Raw genomic sequence first — 16,102 nt, 5'->3', positions numbered from 1 at the left:
CATGAGCAGGTCGTCGGACGCGGCGGCGCTCGGCTCGGCGCCGCGGGGCAGGGCCGTGCCGCGTGCCTTCGACTCCGGTGCGCGGTGCTACGACCGGCTGGTCGGCGCGAACCCCGGCTACCACGAGCACCTGCGGCTCTCCGCGCGCCGGATGCGGCTGCCCGGCGACGGTGCCGGCCTGCGCCTGCTGGACGCGGGCTGCGGCACCGGTGCCTCGACGGCGGCCCTGCTGTCGGTCGCACCGGACGCCGAGATCGTGGCGGTCGACGCCTCGGAGGGCATGCTGGCCAGGGCTCGCGGCAAGCCGTGGCCGCCGTCGGTGACCTTCGTCCGCACCGACGTCGAGCACCTCGCCGAGGCCGGTGTACGCGGTCCGTTCGACGGGGTCTTCGCCGCCTACCTCGTCCGCAACCTCGACGACCCGGACAGCACCCTGCGCGAGTTCTGGTCGCTGCTGCGCCCGGGGGGGACGCTGGCGGTGCACGAGTACTCGGTGCGCGACTCGCGGCGGGCGCGGGTGGTGTGGCACGCGGTGTGCTGGAGCGTCATCATCCCCGCCGGGCGGCTGCTGGCCAGGGACGCCTCGCTCTACCGCTACCTGCGGCGCAGCGTCGCGGCGTTCGACGGCGCCGGCCGCTTCCGCCGCAGGCTGCGCGAGGCGGGCTTCACCGCCGTGCACAGCGAGACGATGACCGGCTGGCAGCGCGGCGTCGTGCACACCTTCCTCGCCGACCGGCCGGACGGGGGTGGGCCGTGGACGAGGTGATCGGCGCGGACCGCCGGATGGTCCGCCACCCCGCTCCGACCGGTGCCCTCGACGCCGGTGCGCTGCCGCGGCGGCCGCACGTGGTCGTGGTCGGTGGCGGGATCGCGGGTCTGGCGGCGGCGACCGGGCTCGCCGAACGTGGTGTCGGGGTCGAGGTCGTCGAGCGCGAGCCGTACCTGGGCGGCCGCGCGGGCGGGTGGACAGAGTCGTTGCCCGACGGCACCGAGGTGCCGATGAGCCGGGGCTTCCACGCCTTCTTCCGGCAGTACTACAACCTCCGCGGGCTGCTGCGCCGCGCCGATCCGGGACTGGAGCGGCTGGTCGCGCTGGAGGACTACCCGCTGCTGGACGCCGACGGCAACCAGGACTCCTTCCGCGGCCTGCCCCGCACCCCGCCGTGGAACGCGTTGGCCTTCGCCCTGCGCAGCCCCACCTTCGGCGTGGCGGATCTGCTGCGGATCAACGCCCGCACGGCCGCGTCGCTGGCCGCGGTGTCGGTGCCGCGCACCTACGCCGAGCTCGACGACCACGACGCCGAGAGCTTCCTGCGCGACATCAACTTCCCGAGCGCGGCGCGCGCCCTGGCGTTCCGGGTGTTCTCCCGCAGCTTCTTCGCGCCGCCTGCGCGGATGTCGGCCGCCGAGCTGGCCACGATGTTCCACATCTACTTCCTGGGATCCAGCGAGGGACTGGTCTTCGACGTCGCCGACGCCGGCTTCGACAGCGCGCTGTGGGAGCCGCTGCGCGAGTACCTGCGCGCGCTCGGGGCCGGGTTCCGGACCCGGACGGCGGTGACCGGGGTGCAGACCGCGGATGGGGGCTTCCGCGTGCACGACGACACCGGAGGTGCCGTCGAGGCCGACGGCGTGGTGCTGGCCACCGACGTGCGCGGTCTGCGCGAGGTCGTCGAAACCTCGGCGGGCCTCGGGGACCCGGAGTGGCGGGAGTCGGTGCGCTCGCTGCGGACGGCGCCGCCGTTCCTCGTGCAGCGGCTGTGGCTCGACCGCCCCGTGCACGCCGACCGCCCGGCGTTCCTCGGCACCGCCGGGTTCGGTCCGCTGGACAACGTCAGCGTGCTGGAACGCTTCGACGGCGACGCGAAGGCGTGGACCCGCCGCACGGGCGGCTCGGTGGTGGAGACCCACGCCTATTCCGCCTCCGGCGGAGCCGCCGAGACGACCACCGCTCTGCGGGAGCAGTTGCGGCGCGTCTACCCGGAGACGGCATCGGCACGCGTCGTCGGTGAGCTGACGCGATGGGGCGCGGACTGCCCGCTGTTCGGGGTCGGAGATTTCGCCCGCCGCCCCGGCGTGCGCACCCCGCACGACGGGCTCGTGCTGGCGGGGGACGGGGTCCGCATCGACCTGCCGGTTGCACTGATGGAACGCGCGGCGACCACCGGCTGGCACGCGGCGAACTGCCTGCTCGCCAGGTGGGGCCTGGCGGGGCACCCGGTGTACGCGGTGCCCAACGCAGGACGGGTCGGGCCGCTGCGGTGGCTCGCCGAACGGACCAGGCAGGCATGACCGAGATGGCCGGAAGGGCACGGATGACCCGAACACGCGAGGCACACCGGACGGGGCCGCGACGAGACGGGGAGGGCGGATGCGCGAGCTGAGCACGGGCCGAAGGCGGTGGCCCCGGCGCTGGCCGCTGCAACCGGTGCCCCGCTCCCGCTGGGAGCAGCAGAAGCCGACCTTCCGGCAGGCGCGGCCGACCCTCATCGACGCCGCGCTCAAGCGCGCCGAGGCACGCCGCTCCGGCAACTGGTACGTCTTCGCCGCCAGCCGCGACGTCCGCGCCGAGCGGCCGCACGGCGCCAGGGTCGCCGGTGTGGAGCTCGTCGCGTGGCGGGACGCCGACGGGCGGCTGCGCGCCGGGCCGGGTGCGTGCCCGCACATGGGAGCGCCGATGAGCCAGGCCAAAGTGGACTGCGGTGACCTGGTGTGCCGCTGGCACGGCCTGCGGGTCGGGGCAGGCGGCGGCCACGGCTGGCGGCCGTACCCGGCCTACGACGACGGGGTGCTGGCCTGGGTGCGGCTCGACGAGGCAGGCGGCGAGGAGCCGACGGACCGGCCGGTCGTGCCGCGGCGGCCTCCCGCGGAGTCCGCGGTGGACTCCGTGATGGCGTTGACCGGGACCTGCGAGCCCTCCGACGTCGTGGCCAACCGCCTCGACCCGTGGCACGGCGCGTGGTTCCACCCCTACTCGTTCACCCACCTCGAAGTGCTCGAAGCACCTCCTGAGGTCGACGTCGAGGAGGACGAGGACCGCTTCCTGCTGGCCGTCACCTTCCGGGTGGGCGCGGGTCTCGGCGTGCCGGTGCGGGCCGAATTCATCTGCCCCGAACCCCGGACCGTCGTGATGCGCATCGTCGAAGGCGAAGGTGCCGGGAGCGTGGTGGAGACCCACGCGACACCGCTCGGCCGCGGACCCGACGGCAGGCCCCGCACCGAAGTGATCGAGGCCGTCGTCGCCGACTCCGACCGCCGCGGCTTCGCGCTCGCCCGCGCCGCGGCCCCGGCGCTGCGGCCGCTCATGCGCCGCGCCGCGAGGAGGCTGTGGCGCGACGACCTGGCCTACGCCGAGCGGCGGTTCGAACTCCGCTCCTGACGTCCGTCGGTCGCGGGCCGCCGGGCGCGGTCGCGAGTGAACCGGATCGTGTCAGGTCGGGTATGGTCGGCCCGCCGACGCTGTCGGCCGCGACGCCGTCGCGGCGCGCGTCGGCGCAGGTCGGCGTGGTGTTCGAACACGCGGGTGCGGAAACCGGGTGCCCGGTTCGTGCGGGAGGTGGTGTCGTGGCGACCGTCCTCAGCGGCCTCGCGCGTCGTCCCCGCGCTTCAGGTGGGCTCCCGCCCGGCAGGCGACCGTCCCGGCGGCCCGGAGGCGCTCATGCCTGAATGGCGTCCGCTGCGCCGGTCGAGGCGCTACCGCAGGGGCGAGGAGGCGCCGAGCCAGACTCCGGCACCCGAGCACTCGATGGACCCGCGATCGGACGAGGACGTCCCGCTGGCCGACCGGCCGCTGATCGACACCGCGATCTACCGCGACGGGCACCGGACGGCCACCCCGGTGAGCCTGGCGCAGACCTACCGCGAGCTGCCGCGCCAGGACCGCGCCATGGCCTGGATCGGCCTCTACCGCCCGGCCGAGGACGAGCTGCTGGCCGCGGCCGAGGAGTTCGACCTGCACAAGCTCGCCGTCGAGGACGCCATCGTCGCCCACCAGCGGCCCAAGCTGGAGCGCTACGGCGACACCCTGTTCGTGGTGCTGCGCGCGGCCCGCTACCTCGACGAGGCCGAGGAGGTCAGCTTCAGCGAGCTGCACCTGTTCATCGGGCCGAACTTCGTGCTCACCGTCCGCCACGGGCTCGCACCCGACCTCGCCGCGGTCCGGCAGCGGATGGAGGACGACCCGGAGCTGCTGGCGCGCGGTCCGGAAGCGGTGCTCTACGCGGTACTGGACAGCGTCGTCGACGGCTACGCCCCGGTGATCGCGGGACTGCAGAACGACATCGACGAGATCGAGACCGAGGTCTTCGGCGCGGACCCGCACGTGTCCCGGCGGATCTACGAGCTCTCCCGCGAGGTCATCGAGTTCCAGCGGGCGACGCGGCCGCTGCTGGGCATGCTGCAGAGCCTGGAGGCGGGGTTCGAGAAGTACGGCATCGACGAGGAGCTGCAGCGCTACCTGCGCGACGTCGCGGACCACGTCACGACCGTGGCCGAGCGGGTCGACGGCTTCCGCCAGATGCTCGACAGCATCCTCACGGTCAACGCCACGCTGGTCACCCAGGCGCAGAACGAAGAGATGAAGAACATGACCCAGGCCAGCTATGCGCAGAACGAGGAGATAAAGCGGATCTCCTCCTGGGCGGCGATCCTGTTCGCGCCCACGCTGATCGGCACGGTCTACGGCATGAACTTCGACACGATGCCCGAGCTGCACTGGGCGTTCGGGTACCCGTTCGCGATCGCCCTGATGGCGGCGGTCTGCCTCGCGCTCTACGCGGTGTTCAAGCGCCGCGACTGGCTCTGACCACCTCCCACGAGCGCCCCGGCACTTTCGGTGCCGGGGCGCTCGCGTCTCCGCCGACGGCCGAGACTGCAAAGTGTTTCGACGGTCCCGTCGGGCTCGGGGAGACGGATTCCCATGTATACGTGTGACTCCTCGTCTGTCCGCTGACCTGGAACGGGCGCGTGCGGAGGGTGTTGCAAACCGTTGCAAGCGCTCTCGTGCACCTTGACCGGTCAAGGTGCCGCTGCTTCAATCGCCCACCGGCTGTGCCGCGGATCACCGACGAAGGAGTCCCCATGTCCGAGCACGTGATCAACCGACGGACCTTCGCCAAGGCCACCGGGCTGGCGACCGGCATGCTGGGCGTCGCGAGCTGGGTCCCGGCGACCGCGGCCCACGCCGCAGGCGAGCCGGTCACCACCACCTCGCCCGACGGCTCGGTCAGCGCGCACTTCCGCGTGCGCGCAGGAAGGCCGGAGTACTCGGTCGGCAAGTCGGGCCGCACCGTCATCGACTGGTCGCGACTGGGTTTCGAGCTCGGCGACGGCGGCAGGCTGGGGGAGTCGGCCGAGCTGGAGGCGGTCGCCCGCCACGAGTTGGACGAGACCTGGCACCCGGTCTGGGGTTCCGCCTCGGAGATCCGCAGCCACTGCGCCGCCGTCGTCCTCAGGCTGCGCGAGACCACCGAACCCGTCCGCCACTTCGAGATCGAGTTCCGCGTCTTCGACGACGGCGTCGGCTTCCGCCACGTCTTCCCCGATCAGCGCCACCTGGGTGACTTCGAGGTGCTCGACGAGCTCACCGAGTTCCGCTTCACCGCCGACCACACCGCGTGGTCGAGCCCGGCGAACTACGACTCGGTGGAGTACCTCTACAGCCAGACTCCGCTCACCGGAGCGGGTGTGGTGCACGAGTGGCAGGAGCCGCGCGGCGAGGAGGGCGAGAAGCTCGGGACGCTGGCGACCCCGCTGGCGGTGCGCGTCGCCGACGACATCTACCTCGGGCTGCACGAGGCCGCCCTGCTCAACTACCCGGACATGACGCTGGCCAAGATCGACGGCGGACCGCACCTGCGCAGCGCCCTGGTGCCGCGCAAGGGGGAGGGCCGGGTCAAGGCCCGGCTGCGGGCGCCGTTCCCGACCCCGTGGCGGGCGCTGATCATCGGTGACCGCCCCGGCGCGCTGGTCGAGTCGCACCTGGTGCTCAACCTCAACGAGCCCTGCGCGATCGAGGACACCTCGTGGATCGCGCCCGGCAAGTTCGTCGGCGTGTGGTGGGAGATCCACAAGGGACGCAACACCTGGACAGAGGGCCCCGACCTGGGCGCCACCACCGAGAACACCATCCGCTGCATCGACTTCGCCGCCGAGAACGGCATTCCCTACGTGCTGGCCGAGGGCTGGAACGAGGGCTGGGAGTCCGACGGTTTCGGCGACCGGCAGAACTTCACGAAGGCCAACGCGCAGTTCGACCTGCGGCGCGTGGTCGACCACGCCCGGCAGCGGGGCGTGGCGTTCCTCGCGCACAACGAGACCGGCGGCGGAATCGACAACTACGAGCGCCAGCTCGACGATGCGTTCGCGCTCTACGAGCGGCTCGGGATGCCCGGCGTGAAGACCGGCTACGCCGGGGACATCAAGGAGCACTACCACCACGACCAGTGGATGGTGAACCACTACCAGCGGGTCATCCACAAGGCCGCCCAGCACCGGCTGATGATCAACGCCCACGAGCCGATCAAGGGCACCGGCATCGAGCGGACCTACCCGAACTTCGTCAGCCGCGAGGCCGCGCGCGGGATCGAGTACGACGCCTGGTCGCGCGGCAACCCGCCGGAGCACACCGTGACCCTGCCGTTCACGGTGATGCTCGCCGGCCCGCTGGACTACACGCCGGGGATCTTCGACATCACCTGGTTCCCGGAGCAGTCACCGGAGGACTCCTTCGGCGCTGAGAACGACCGCACCCGCGTGCACACCACCCGGGCGCACCAGATCGCGCTGTACCCGGTGCTGCTCAGCGGGCTCCAGCAGCTCGCCGACGTGCCGGAGAACTACCGCGGCGCACCGGAGTTCGAGTTCCTGCGCGAGGTGCCGGTCACCTGGGACGAGACCCGCGTCGTGCAGGGTGAGATCGGCGACTACATCACCATGGCCCGGCGCAGCGGCGACCGCTGGTTCGTCGGCAGCCTCACCGACGAGCAGGAGCGGGTGCTCGACGTGCCGCTGGACTTCCTCGGCGCGGGCGCCTTCGTCGCCCACGTCTACGCCGACGCGCCGGAGACCGACCTCGACACGAACCCGAACGCGGTGCGGATCGACCGGTGGCTGGTCGACTCCGCAGCGGTCGTGCGCGCCGAGCTCACCCGAGGCGGCGGCCACGCCATGCGCATCGTCCCCGCGACCGACGAGGACCGCGGGTCGCTGCGCCGCTACCCGCGCTGACGAACCGGCGCCGGTTCACCGATGCTGTTCGGGCGGGGCCGTGGTGGTGGAGCGGGCGACCAGCTTCGGTTGCAGGAGGTGGCGCACCGGCTCGGTGCGTCCCTCCCGCACCCGCTGCAGCAGGGCCTCCGCGGCCAGCCTGCCCATCTCCCGCCGCGGCTGGTCCACAGTGGTCAGCGCGACGTGCGAGAGCGCGGCCAGCGAGGTGTTGTCGTAGCCGATCACAGAAATGTCCCGCGGCACCTTCAGCCCGGACTCCTCCAGCGCCGAGATCGCGCCCACCGCGTTGAAGTCGTTGGCGGCCACGATGGCGGTGGGCAGGTCCTCGACGCGCTCCAGCAGCCGCCCGGCGGACTTGGCTCCCGCGATGTCGGTGTACTCGCTGGGCAGCACGACCGGTTCGAGGCCGTGTCGGCGCATCGCCCGGGTGTAGCCGCGCTTGCGCGGGGCGGCCTGCGAACCATGCCCGCCGTCGAGGTGGGCGATGCGGGTGTGGCCGAGCCCGACGAGGTGGTCCACGGCCAGCTGCGAGCCGGCCTCGCCGTCGTCGTTGACGGTGTCCACGGTGCGCAGCCGGGAGGACCGCGCGACCAGCACGACCGGCGCCCGGTCGGCGGCCGAGGCGATCGCGGCGGCCGGGACCGCGGGCCCCAGCAGCACGAGTCCGGCGGGGCGGAACGAGAGCAGGCTCTCGACCGCCCTGCCCTCGCGCGAGGCGCTGCGGCCGCCGGTGTTGATGATCAGCTCGAAGCCCTCCGCCCGCGCGGCCGCGTCGAGGCCGTCGACGATCTCGGCGAAGAACGGGTTGTGCAGGTCCGAGAGCATCACGCCCAGCACCGTGGACGTGTGCGAGGCCAGCGAGCGGGCCATCGCGTGCGGTGAGTAGCCGAGCTCCTCGGCCGCGCGCAGCACCGCCTCCCTGCGGTGCGGGCTGACCTTGGGCGACTCCCGCATCACCAGCGAGACCAGCGCGCGCGAGACGCCCGCCCGCGCCGCGACATCCTCCATGGTCGGCCGCTGCACGAACGCGCTCCTTTCCCTGCCCGCCGGGGTGTTGACATCGCTGTGAACCAGCATACAGCATTGGAGCGCTCCAAATTTTTAGAGCGCTCCAATAGACCCCACCGCAACGGAGGCTGTGCGCAGAGATGGACATCGGAGTAGCCGGAGTCGGCCGGATCGGCTCCATGCACGCGGCGAACCTGGCCGCGGTGGACGAGGTGGGCGAGGTCCTGCTGTACGACCCCGTGCCGGGCCGGGCCGCGGAGGTCGCCGCGCGGCTGGGCGGTGGCACCAGGGCGGTGGACACCGTCGAGGACCTGCTGGAGGCGGACGGCGTGGTGGTGGCCACGCCCACCGACACCCACCCGGACATGGTGCGCCGCGCGATCGCCGCGGGCACGCCCGTGCTGTGCGAGAAGCCGCTGGCCGCCGACGTGGCGACCAGCGCGGCGCTGGTGGAGGAGATCGAGGCGTCGGGCGTACCGGTGGTGGTCGGCTTCCAGCGCCGGTTCGACCCCGCGACCGCCGAGCTGCACCGCAGGCTGCGCGCGGGCGAGGCGGGGTCGGTCTACCTGGTCCGCGCGGTGTGCAACGACCACATGCCCCCGCCGAGCGAGTTCGTGGCCACCTCGGGCGGGCTGTTCCGCGACTGCCTGATCCACGACCTGGACGCGGTGCCGTGGCTGGTCGGCGAGACGGTCACCGAGGTCTACGCCGCGGGCTCGGTGCTGGTCGACGAGGCGTTCGCCGCGGCGGGCGACGTGGACAACGCGATCGTGACCCTGCGCTTCGCCGGGGGAGCGCACGCGCTGCTGTCGGCGGCCCGCCACGACCCGGTGGGCTACGACTGCCGGACGGAGGTCTTCGCCTCGCTGGACACCCTCGCGGTCGGCGTGGACGACCGCACCCCGCTGAACTCCTTGGAAGAGGCCGGGCCCCGGCCCGCGCGGGCGTGGGAGTCGTTCACCGAGCGCTACCACGACGCCTACGTCAACGAGATGCGCGTGTTCTGCGAGGTGATCGCCGGCCGGGCCGAGAACCCCTCACCGGCGCGGGAGAGCCTGGTGAGCCTGCGGCTGGCCGACGCCTGCGAGCAGTCCGTGCGCACCGGGCGGCCGGTCGCCGTCGAGGAGCGGGAGGTGGTCGCGTGAGCACCGGGTTCCGTGTCGCCGCCGCACCGATCTCCTGGGGCGTGAGCGAGGTGCCCGGCTGGGGCACGAAGCTCGACGCCGACCTCGTCCTCGCCGAGATGGCCGAGCTGGGCGTGGGCGCCACCGAGCTCGGGCCGCCCGGCTACCTCTCCGACGACCCGAAGCGGCTGCTCGACCGCTACGGCCTGGAACTCGTCGGCGGGTTCCTCGCGGTGCCGCTGCACGACGCCGAAACCACGCAGGAGAGCGTGCAAGCCGCGGAGCGCTCGGCGGCGCAGTTCGCCGAGTGCGGCGGTGACGTGCTGGTGCTGGCGGCGGCCACCGGGCTCGACGGCTACGACGAGCGTCCCGACCTCGACGACGAGTCGTGGGCCAGGCTCGTCGAGACCGCCGGCCGCATCGCCGAGGTCGCGGCCGCACGCGGGCTTCGGACCGTGCTGCACCCCCATGTCGGCACCCACGTGGAGACCGAGGCCGAGGTCGAGCGCTTCCTCGCCGACTCCCCGATGCCGCTGTGCCTGGACACCGGCCACCTGATGCTCGGCGGGACCGATCCGGTCGCGCTGGCCGCCAAGCACCCGGAGCGCGTCGGCCACATCCACCTCAAGGACGTCAGCGCCGACCTGTGCGAGCAGGTCCGCGCGGGCAGCGTGGCGTTCACCGACGCGGTCGCCGGAGGGCTGTTCGTGCCGCTCGGCGAAGGCGACGTCGACACCGGGGCGATGGTGCGCGCCGTGCACGAGGCGGGCTACCGGGGCTGGTACGTGATCGAGCAGGACACCGCGCTGAGGCCGGGTTCCTCGACGTCGGCGCCTCGCCGCGACACCGAACGCAGCCTCGCGCATCTGGACCAGGTGTTCTCCCGGCTGTAGACAGCGAGGACGGACGATGAGGTAGGTGGACCGGCTCGGCGCCGGTGACCGCGGCCGGCACTGCCGGCGGTGGTGCCGGCGCCGGCCGGTTGCACCGGCCCGACGGGCGTCTTCGCTGCGGGGCTGTGCACGTGCCGGGCATCGGGTCCGGGCCGGGCCACGATTCGGCGGGTTTCATCTTCACCTCCACTGTGGACTTCATCGGCACCGTGTTCCGGACGTGTCGGCTCCGCGCCGGGAAGCCGTGCGTTCCCAGGGTGTGGACGCCGCACCGGTGCCGGAATAGCGACGCCCGGTGATCCCTTGCAGCCGTTGTCGGCGGCAGACCGCAGAAGGGATCACCTGCATGGCACCGGAATCGGGAATGCACCTGGCAGTGGCGTTGGACGGTGCGGGCTGGCATCCGGCCGCCTGGCGGGAGCCGGACGCCCGGCCGCACGAGCTGTTCAGCGCGCGGTACTGGGTCGACGTCGTCGGTGCGGCCGAACAGGGCCTGCTGGACTTCGTCACCATCGAGGACTCGCTGGCCCCGCAGTCCTCGCTCGACGACGGCTTCGACGACCGCACCGACCAGGTGCGCGGCAGGCTCGACGCGGTGCTGGTCGCGTCCCGGGTCGCGCCGCGCACGAGCAACATCGGGTTCGTTCCCACCGCGGTCGTCACCCACACCGAGCCCTTCCACCTCTCCAAGGCGATCGCCACGCTCGACTACGTCAGCACCGGACGCGCGGGGATCCGCGCGCGGATCGCGCCGCGCCCCAGCGAGGCGGCGCACTTCGGCCGCCGCGAGTTCCGGCCGGGAGCGCCGGACCGGCACGTCGCCGAACTGCTGGAGGAGGCGGCCGACTACGTCGAGGTGCTGCGGCGGCTGTGGGACAGCTGGGAGGACGACGCGGAGATCCGCGACATCGCCACCGGCAGGTTCATCGACCGCGACAAGCTGCACTACATCGACTTCCGCGGCAGGTGGTTCAGCGTCAAGGGACCGTCGATCACGCCTCGGCCACCACAGGGCCAGCCGCCGGTGGCGGTGCTCGCGCACGGCGCCGACGCCTACCGGCTGGCGGCGCGGTCGGCCGACGTCGTCTTCGTGACACCACGCGACGTGGCCGAGGCCGGCTCGATCGGCGAGCAGGTGCGCGGCGAGCTGGAGGCGGCGGGGCAGTCGAGGGAAAGCGCCCACCTGTTCGGCGAGCTGCTGGTCTTCCTGGACGAGTCCCGCGCGGCCGCGGAGGCGCGCAAGGCGCGCCTGGACGAGCTCGACGGTGCGCCGCTCTCCTCCGACGCGCAGGTCTTCACCGGCACGCCGGCGCAGCTCGCCGACCAACTGCTCGAGTGGGCCGGCGCGGGACTGTCCGGGTTCCGGTTGCGTCCCGCCGCGATCCCGCACGACCTGGCGGCCATCACCCGCGGGCTGGTGCCCGAACTTCAGCGCCGCGGCGCGTTCCGCCACCGGTACGAGGCAGCCACCCTGCGGGGCCTGCTCGGCCTCGCCCGTCCCGCCAACCGCTACGCCGGAGTGTGAGATGACCAAGCCGCTCAAGCAGATCCACCTGGCAGCGCATTTCCCCGGGGTCAACAACACGACCGTCTGGAGCGATCCGCAGGCGGGCAGCCACATCGAGTTCGGCTCGTTCGCGCACCTGGCGAGGACCGCCGAACGCGCCAAGTTCGACTTCTTCTTCCTCGCCGAGGGACTCCGGCTGCGCGAGCAGGCGGGCAAGATCTACGACCTCGACGTCGTCGGCAGGCCGGACACGTTCGCGGTGCTCTCCGCGCTCGCTGCCGTGACCGAGCGCATCGGTCTGGCGGGCACCATCAACTCCACGTTCAACGAGCCCTACGAGGTCGCCCGCCAGTTCGCCACCCTCGACCACCTGTCCGAAGGCCGGGCGGCGTGGAACGTGGTCACCTCGTGGGACGCCTTCACCGGGGAGAACTTCCGGCGCGGCGGTTTCCTCCCGCAGGAGCAGCGCTACGAACGCGCCGAGACGTTCCTGCGCACCGCGTGGGAGCTGTTCGACTCGTGGCGGGGACACGAGATCCTCGCCGACCGGGAGTCCGGGACCTTCCTGAAGGAGCCGGACGCCGGCGCGTTCGCCCATCACGACGCGCACTTCGACATCTCCGGCCGGTTCAACGTGCCGCGCTCCCCGCAAGGGCGGCCGGTGATCCTGCAGGCGGGCGACTCCGAAGAAGGACGGGAGTTCGCCGCCGCGACCGCCGACGCGATCTTCACCAGGCATGCGACCCTGGAGGCGGGGCGGAAGTTCTACTCCGACGTCAAGGGGCGCCTGGCCCGCCACGGCCGCACGCACGACCAGCTCGTGGTGCTGCCCGCCGCGACGTTCGTTCTCGGCGACACCGATGCCCAGGCGCGGGAGCGCGCCGAGGCCGTGCGGCGCACGCAGGTCAGCGGGCAGACCGCGGTCAAATTCGCCGAGCAGCTGTGGAACCGCGACCTCTCCGGCTACGACCCGGACGGCCCGCTGCCGGAGGTGGACCCGGTCGTCGGGGAGAACACGATCTCGAAGGGCCGGGCCGGCGTCCGGATGTACCGGGACCCGCTGGCCACGGCGAAGCAGTGGCGGGAGCTGGCCGAGACGAAGAAGCTGTCGCTGCGCGAGCTCATCATCGAGGTCACCGCACGGCAGACGTTCGTCGGGTCGGCGGCCACCATCGCCGCCTCCATCAACGAGTTCGTGCAGGCCGACGCCAGTGACGGCTTCATCCTGGTCCCGCACGTCACCCCGGGCGGGCTGGACGAGTTCGCCGACACCGTCGTGCCGTTGCTCCAGGAACGTGGCGTGTTCCGCACCGAGTACGAGGGTCCGACGCTTCGCGACCACCTCGGCGTCGGTGCCGTGGACTGAGCGCTCGCGGCGCGGTGGTGCCCGCCGGCCGACATCGACCGGCGGGCACCACCGCGCTCCGCGTCAGCTGTTGGGGTTCGGCCTGCCCTGCTCGCCGATGATGCCGTGCCTGGGCGGCGGTCCGCTCGGCCCCCGGCCGCTGCCGGGGGCCACCGGCGACCCGCCGCGGGTGTGGCCGGGCGTCTCGGGCATCGACTCGGGCGAACCCGGTGACGGCTCGGCGCCCTCCTCCAGCTCCTGCAATCGGGCGGTCAGCAGCTCCTCGACGGGCAGGCGGTGGCCGTGCCGCTGCTCGTGCTCCAGCAGCTCCCGCACCTGCTCCGGTTGCAGGGACCGGATGCGGTGGCGGAGCTGCCCGATCGGGAGCTCGTCGTAGTCGGGTAGGGGCAGTCGGTCTGCGGGCATCGCTGGTCCTCCTGGCCTTCGCGGGACGGTCGTGGTCACACCGCGACGACCGGTGCGATCCATCCGTCGTCGGTGGTGCTCCACTGCGCGCTGCGGACCCACCCGGCCGCGCGCAGTTCCTCCTCGGCCTGGTCGGGCGTGGTCACCGTCTCCGGCAGGGCCAGCTCGGTGACCTCGGCCCCGCGGTCGTCCCGCACGCTGACCACCGGTTCGGTTCCCCGTCGGGCGGGCATGAAATGTGCATTGTGGACCATGGTGTCCACATCACCTCCCACTGTGCCGCTCGCGTTCTCGCGAGGTCGTCGTTGGCAGTGGCCTACCCGGTGAGCGTTCGTGTCAATCATCGTTCCGAATCGGTTCAGGTCCAACCGGTGCGGGCGTGTGCGCATGCGGCGTCCTCCGGTCGGCGGGTGCGGGGCACCGGCGGGAGAATCCAGTTAGGACGGATGATGTCGCGCCGGACGGGTCGACGCGCCCCGCGCGGTTCTTACGGAGTGGAACACCGGATCGCGAGCGTGACACGCCGGTCACCGAGCGGCAGGCTCGTGGGCACAGCGTCCGCGCCCACCGCTCACAACTCCGCCACAGGAGCAGCCATGAGCTCGTCGCCGCACCACACGGACCCGACCTTCTACCGCACCCCGGCGGAGGCGATCGCCGCGCCCGCCGAGAAGCTGGCCTACGTCGTCGCCTACGACCGCACCGCCCAGCGCCCCGACGCCCTGACCGCCATCGACACCGACCCGGAGTCCGACGGCTACGGCCGGGTGGTGGGGTGGACGGACCTGCCCACGCGCGGGGACGAGCTGCACCACTTCGGCTGGAACGCGTGCAGCAGCTCCATCGCACACGCCGAGCACCACGCCGGGGGGCTGCACCGCAGGTACCTGCTGCTGCCGGGACTGCGGTCCTCGCGCATCCACGTCTACGACACCCACGCCGACCCGGCCCGCCCCGCGCTGGTGCGCACCATCGAGGCCGCCGAGCTCGCCGAGCGCGCGGGATACTCCCGGCCGCACACGCTGCACTGCGGTCCGACCGGCATCTACCTGTCGTGCCTGGGCGGCGCGAACGGGTCGGACGGCCCCGGCGGCATCGCGGTGCTGGACCACGACACCTTCGACGTCGTGCGCGCGTGGGAGACCGACCGCGGTCCGCAGCACCTGGCCTACGACGCGTGGTGGCACCTCAACCACAACACGCTGATCACCAGCGAGTGGGGAACGCCCTCGATGATCGAGGACGGGCTGAACCCCGAGCTGCTGCTCGGGAACCAGTACGGCCACGCGCTGCACTTCTGGGACCTCGACGCCGGCAGGCACGTCCAGCGCGTCGACCTCGGCGAGGAGCACCAGATGGTGCTGGAGCTGCGCCCCGCCCACAACCCCGACGCCACCTGGGGCTTCGCGGGTGTGGTCGTGAGCACCGCGGACCTGTCGGCCTCGGTGTGGCGCTGGTACCGCGACGACGACCGCTGGCACGCGGAGAAGGTCGTCACGATTCCCGCCGAGCCGGCCGACCCGGAGGACCTGCCCCCGGCGCTCAAGCCGTTCGGCGCCGTGCCGCCCCTGGTCACCGACATCGCGCTGTCGGTCGACGACCGGTTCCTCTACGTCTCGTGCTGGGGAACCGGGGAGCTCAAGCAGTACGACGTCGGCGAGCCCTCGCGGCCCAGGGAGGTCGGCTCGGTCCGCCTCGGCGGCATCACCCGCCGCACGCCGCACCCCGCCGCCCCGGACGAGGCGCTGTCGGGTGGGCCGCAGATGGTGGAGGTCAGCCGGGACGGCAGGCGGATCTACCTGTCCAACTCGCTCTACGGGGCGTGGGACGACCAGTTCTACCCCGACGGTGTCGGTGCGTGGCTGGCCAAGCTCGACACCGACCCGGACGCGGGGGGAGGGCTGACGCCGGATCCGCGGTTCTTCCCGCGCGGTGCGGAGTTCCACGGCCTGCGGGTGCACCAGGTCCGGCTGCAGGGAGGGGACGCGTCCTCGGACTCCTACTGCTACGCCTGAGCCGCGGCATCACCCCGGCGGCTGTTCCTTGCAACGAGGCCGAGGCGGGCCGCGCGAGGGCTTCGCGGCCTGCCGGATCGTGGCGGCGTCGCTGCGGCAGCGAGCCCGCCGGTCGCCGGGGTGGCGCCGTCCTTCATCGGGTTCGCGTCCGGTTTGGTGCAGTAGTCCAATTGGGCCATGGATGCGTTACGACTTCTGCTCTGCGCCGGACTGGCCGTCGCGGCCGCCGGCTGCGCCGTGCAACAGGACTCCGCCGCCCCGGTCGGCCCGGCCCCGCCGGTGGCCGCACCGGCACCCGACCGCGCCGAGCGGGCCACGATCAGCGGCACGATCGCCTCCGGTGTCGAATCGGGGTGCTACGTGCTGCGTTCCGGCGGCCGGCTCTACCAGCTGATCGGGGACGACCCGGACATCCGCAGGCCGGGACTGCACGTGGTGGTCCGCGGTGAGGCGCGACCGGGCGCGCCCACGACCTGCATGCAGGGAATTCCCTTCTACGTCACCGACGCCCGCCCGGCGTAGCTCCGCCGGCGGTCTGGGGTCTGGGGCTGGGGGTT

14 protein-coding genes are annotated in these 16,102 nt (G+C 72.7%); 11 read left to right on the top strand and 3 right to left on the bottom strand.

Annotation, left to right across the window (positions count from 1 at the left end; translation table 11 throughout):
* Position 1: 1 nt before the first annotated feature.
* From HUO13_RS22570 to HUO13_RS22550, 5 genes are all read left to right on the top strand, one after another.
* Positions 2-766 (top strand): class I SAM-dependent methyltransferase, encoded by a 765-nt coding sequence (locus HUO13_RS22570; protein ID WP_211897099.1) that lies wholly within the window; start codon positions 2-4, stop codon positions 764-766.
* A complete protein-coding gene (locus tag HUO13_RS22565) occupies positions 754-2,292 on the top strand; it encodes an FAD-dependent oxidoreductase (RefSeq protein WP_211897098.1) in 1,539 nt (512 codons plus the stop codon). Before HUO13_RS22570 ends, HUO13_RS22565 begins: the two co-directional genes overlap by 13 nt.
* A gap of 79 nt (positions 2,293-2,371) precedes the next feature.
* Positions 2,372-3,379 carry a DUF5914 domain-containing protein gene (locus HUO13_RS22560; RefSeq protein ID WP_211897097.1) on the top strand — a complete coding sequence of 336 codons (1,008 nt, stop codon included), beginning with the start codon at positions 2,372-2,374 and terminating at the stop codon, positions 3,377-3,379.
* Positions 3,380-3,658: 279 nt separating this feature from the next.
* Positions 3,659-4,804, top strand: a complete 1,146-nt coding sequence (locus tag HUO13_RS22555) for a magnesium and cobalt transport protein CorA (RefSeq protein WP_211897096.1) — start codon at positions 3,659-3,661, stop codon at positions 4,802-4,804.
* A 275-nt stretch (positions 4,805-5,079) separates the two neighbouring features.
* Positions 5,080-7,227, top strand: a complete 2,148-nt coding sequence (locus HUO13_RS22550; protein ID WP_211897095.1) for a glycoside hydrolase family 97 protein — start codon at positions 5,080-5,082, stop codon at positions 7,225-7,227.
* 15 nt (positions 7,228-7,242) lie between these two features.
* Here the strand turns inward: HUO13_RS22550 and HUO13_RS22545 are convergent, their stop codons facing one another.
* Entirely contained in the window at positions 7,243-8,250 is a 1,008-nt protein-coding gene (locus HUO13_RS22545) for a LacI family DNA-binding transcriptional regulator (protein WP_211897094.1), read from the bottom strand.
* 125 nt (positions 8,251-8,375) lie between these two features.
* Between HUO13_RS22545 and HUO13_RS22540 the strand changes: the two genes are divergently transcribed.
* From HUO13_RS22540 to HUO13_RS22525, 4 genes are all read left to right on the top strand, one after another.
* Positions 8,376-9,380, top strand: a complete 1,005-nt coding sequence (locus HUO13_RS22540; protein ID WP_211897093.1) for a Gfo/Idh/MocA family protein — start codon at positions 8,376-8,378, stop codon at positions 9,378-9,380.
* A complete protein-coding gene (locus tag HUO13_RS22535; protein WP_211897092.1) occupies positions 9,377-10,252 on the top strand; it encodes a TIM barrel protein in 876 nt (291 codons plus the stop codon). Before HUO13_RS22540 ends, HUO13_RS22535 begins: the two co-directional genes overlap by 4 nt.
* Positions 10,253-10,598: 346 nt before the next feature.
* Positions 10,599-11,777 (top strand): LLM class flavin-dependent oxidoreductase, encoded by a 1,179-nt coding sequence (locus HUO13_RS22530; RefSeq protein ID WP_211897091.1) that lies wholly within the window; start codon positions 10,599-10,601, stop codon positions 11,775-11,777.
* A 1-nt stretch (position 11,778) separates the two neighbouring features.
* Complete coding sequence (locus HUO13_RS22525; RefSeq protein WP_211897090.1) at positions 11,779-13,125, top strand: NtaA/DmoA family FMN-dependent monooxygenase; 1,347 nt, start codon at positions 11,779-11,781, stop codon at positions 13,123-13,125.
* 63 nt (positions 13,126-13,188) lie between these two features.
* On the opposite strand, the gene HUO13_RS22520 is transcribed toward HUO13_RS22525, so the two are convergent.
* Both HUO13_RS22520 and HUO13_RS22515 read right to left on the bottom strand, forming a co-directional pair.
* On the bottom strand, positions 13,189-13,530 hold the full coding sequence (locus tag HUO13_RS22520; protein WP_211897089.1) for a hypothetical protein: 342 nt from the start codon (positions 13,528-13,530) through the stop codon (positions 13,189-13,191).
* Between the two features lie 35 nt (positions 13,531-13,565).
* The gene (locus tag HUO13_RS22515) at positions 13,566-13,763 is read right to left on the bottom strand and encodes a hypothetical protein (RefSeq protein ID WP_249123950.1); all 198 of its coding nucleotides are present in this window, start codon (positions 13,761-13,763) and stop codon (positions 13,566-13,568) included.
* A 363-nt stretch (positions 13,764-14,126) separates the two neighbouring features.
* Here HUO13_RS22515 and HUO13_RS22510 point away from each other — a divergent pair, with 363 nt between their 5' ends.
* Both HUO13_RS22510 and HUO13_RS22505 read left to right on the top strand, forming a co-directional pair.
* Complete coding sequence (locus HUO13_RS22510) at positions 14,127-15,545, top strand: selenium-binding protein SBP56-related protein (protein ID WP_211897087.1); 1,419 nt, start codon at positions 14,127-14,129, stop codon at positions 15,543-15,545.
* A 177-nt stretch (positions 15,546-15,722) separates the two neighbouring features.
* Positions 15,723-16,067: a hypothetical protein gene (locus HUO13_RS22505; protein WP_211897086.1), complete on the top strand. Its 345-nt coding sequence runs from the start codon at positions 15,723-15,725 to the stop codon at positions 16,065-16,067.
* The last annotated feature ends 35 nt before the right edge of the window (positions 16,068-16,102 follow it).

It is taken from the genome of Saccharopolyspora erythraea (assembly GCF_018141105.1).
Taxonomy (GTDB): Bacteria; Actinomycetota; Actinomycetes; order Mycobacteriales; family Pseudonocardiaceae; genus Saccharopolyspora_D; species Saccharopolyspora_D erythraea_A.
This window is presented reverse-complemented; position numbering and strand designations above follow the sequence as displayed.

Excerpts from the sequence above, each read along its gene's own strand:
- HUO13_RS22505 (WP_211897086.1), top strand. The coding sequence starts at position 15,723 with ATGGATGCGTTACGACTTCTGCTCTGCGCCGGACTGGCCGTCGCGGCC.
- HUO13_RS22510 (WP_211897087.1), top strand. The coding sequence starts at position 14,127 with ATGAGCTCGTCGCCGCACCACACGGACCCGACCTTCTACCGCACCCCG.
- HUO13_RS22530 (WP_211897091.1), top strand. The coding sequence starts at position 10,599 with ATGGCACCGGAATCGGGAATGCACCTGGCAGTGGCGTTGGACGGTGCG.
- HUO13_RS22520 (WP_211897089.1), bottom strand. The coding sequence starts at position 13,530 with ATGCCCGCAGACCGACTGCCCCTACCCGACTACGACGAGCTCCCGATC.
- HUO13_RS22570 (WP_211897099.1), top strand. The coding sequence starts at position 2 with ATGAGCAGGTCGTCGGACGCGGCGGCGCTCGGCTCGGCGCCGCGGGGC.
- HUO13_RS22525 (WP_211897090.1), top strand. The coding sequence starts at position 11,779 with ATGACCAAGCCGCTCAAGCAGATCCACCTGGCAGCGCATTTCCCCGGG.
- HUO13_RS22540 (WP_211897093.1), top strand. The coding sequence starts at position 8,376 with ATGGACATCGGAGTAGCCGGAGTCGGCCGGATCGGCTCCATGCACGCG.
- HUO13_RS22555 (WP_211897096.1), top strand. The coding sequence starts at position 3,659 with ATGCCTGAATGGCGTCCGCTGCGCCGGTCGAGGCGCTACCGCAGGGGC.
- HUO13_RS22515 (WP_249123950.1), bottom strand. The coding sequence starts at position 13,763 with ATGCCCGCCCGACGGGGAACCGAACCGGTGGTCAGCGTGCGGGACGAC.
- HUO13_RS22550 (WP_211897095.1), top strand. The coding sequence starts at position 5,080 with ATGTCCGAGCACGTGATCAACCGACGGACCTTCGCCAAGGCCACCGGG.
- HUO13_RS22560 (WP_211897097.1), top strand. The coding sequence starts at position 2,372 with ATGCGCGAGCTGAGCACGGGCCGAAGGCGGTGGCCCCGGCGCTGGCCG.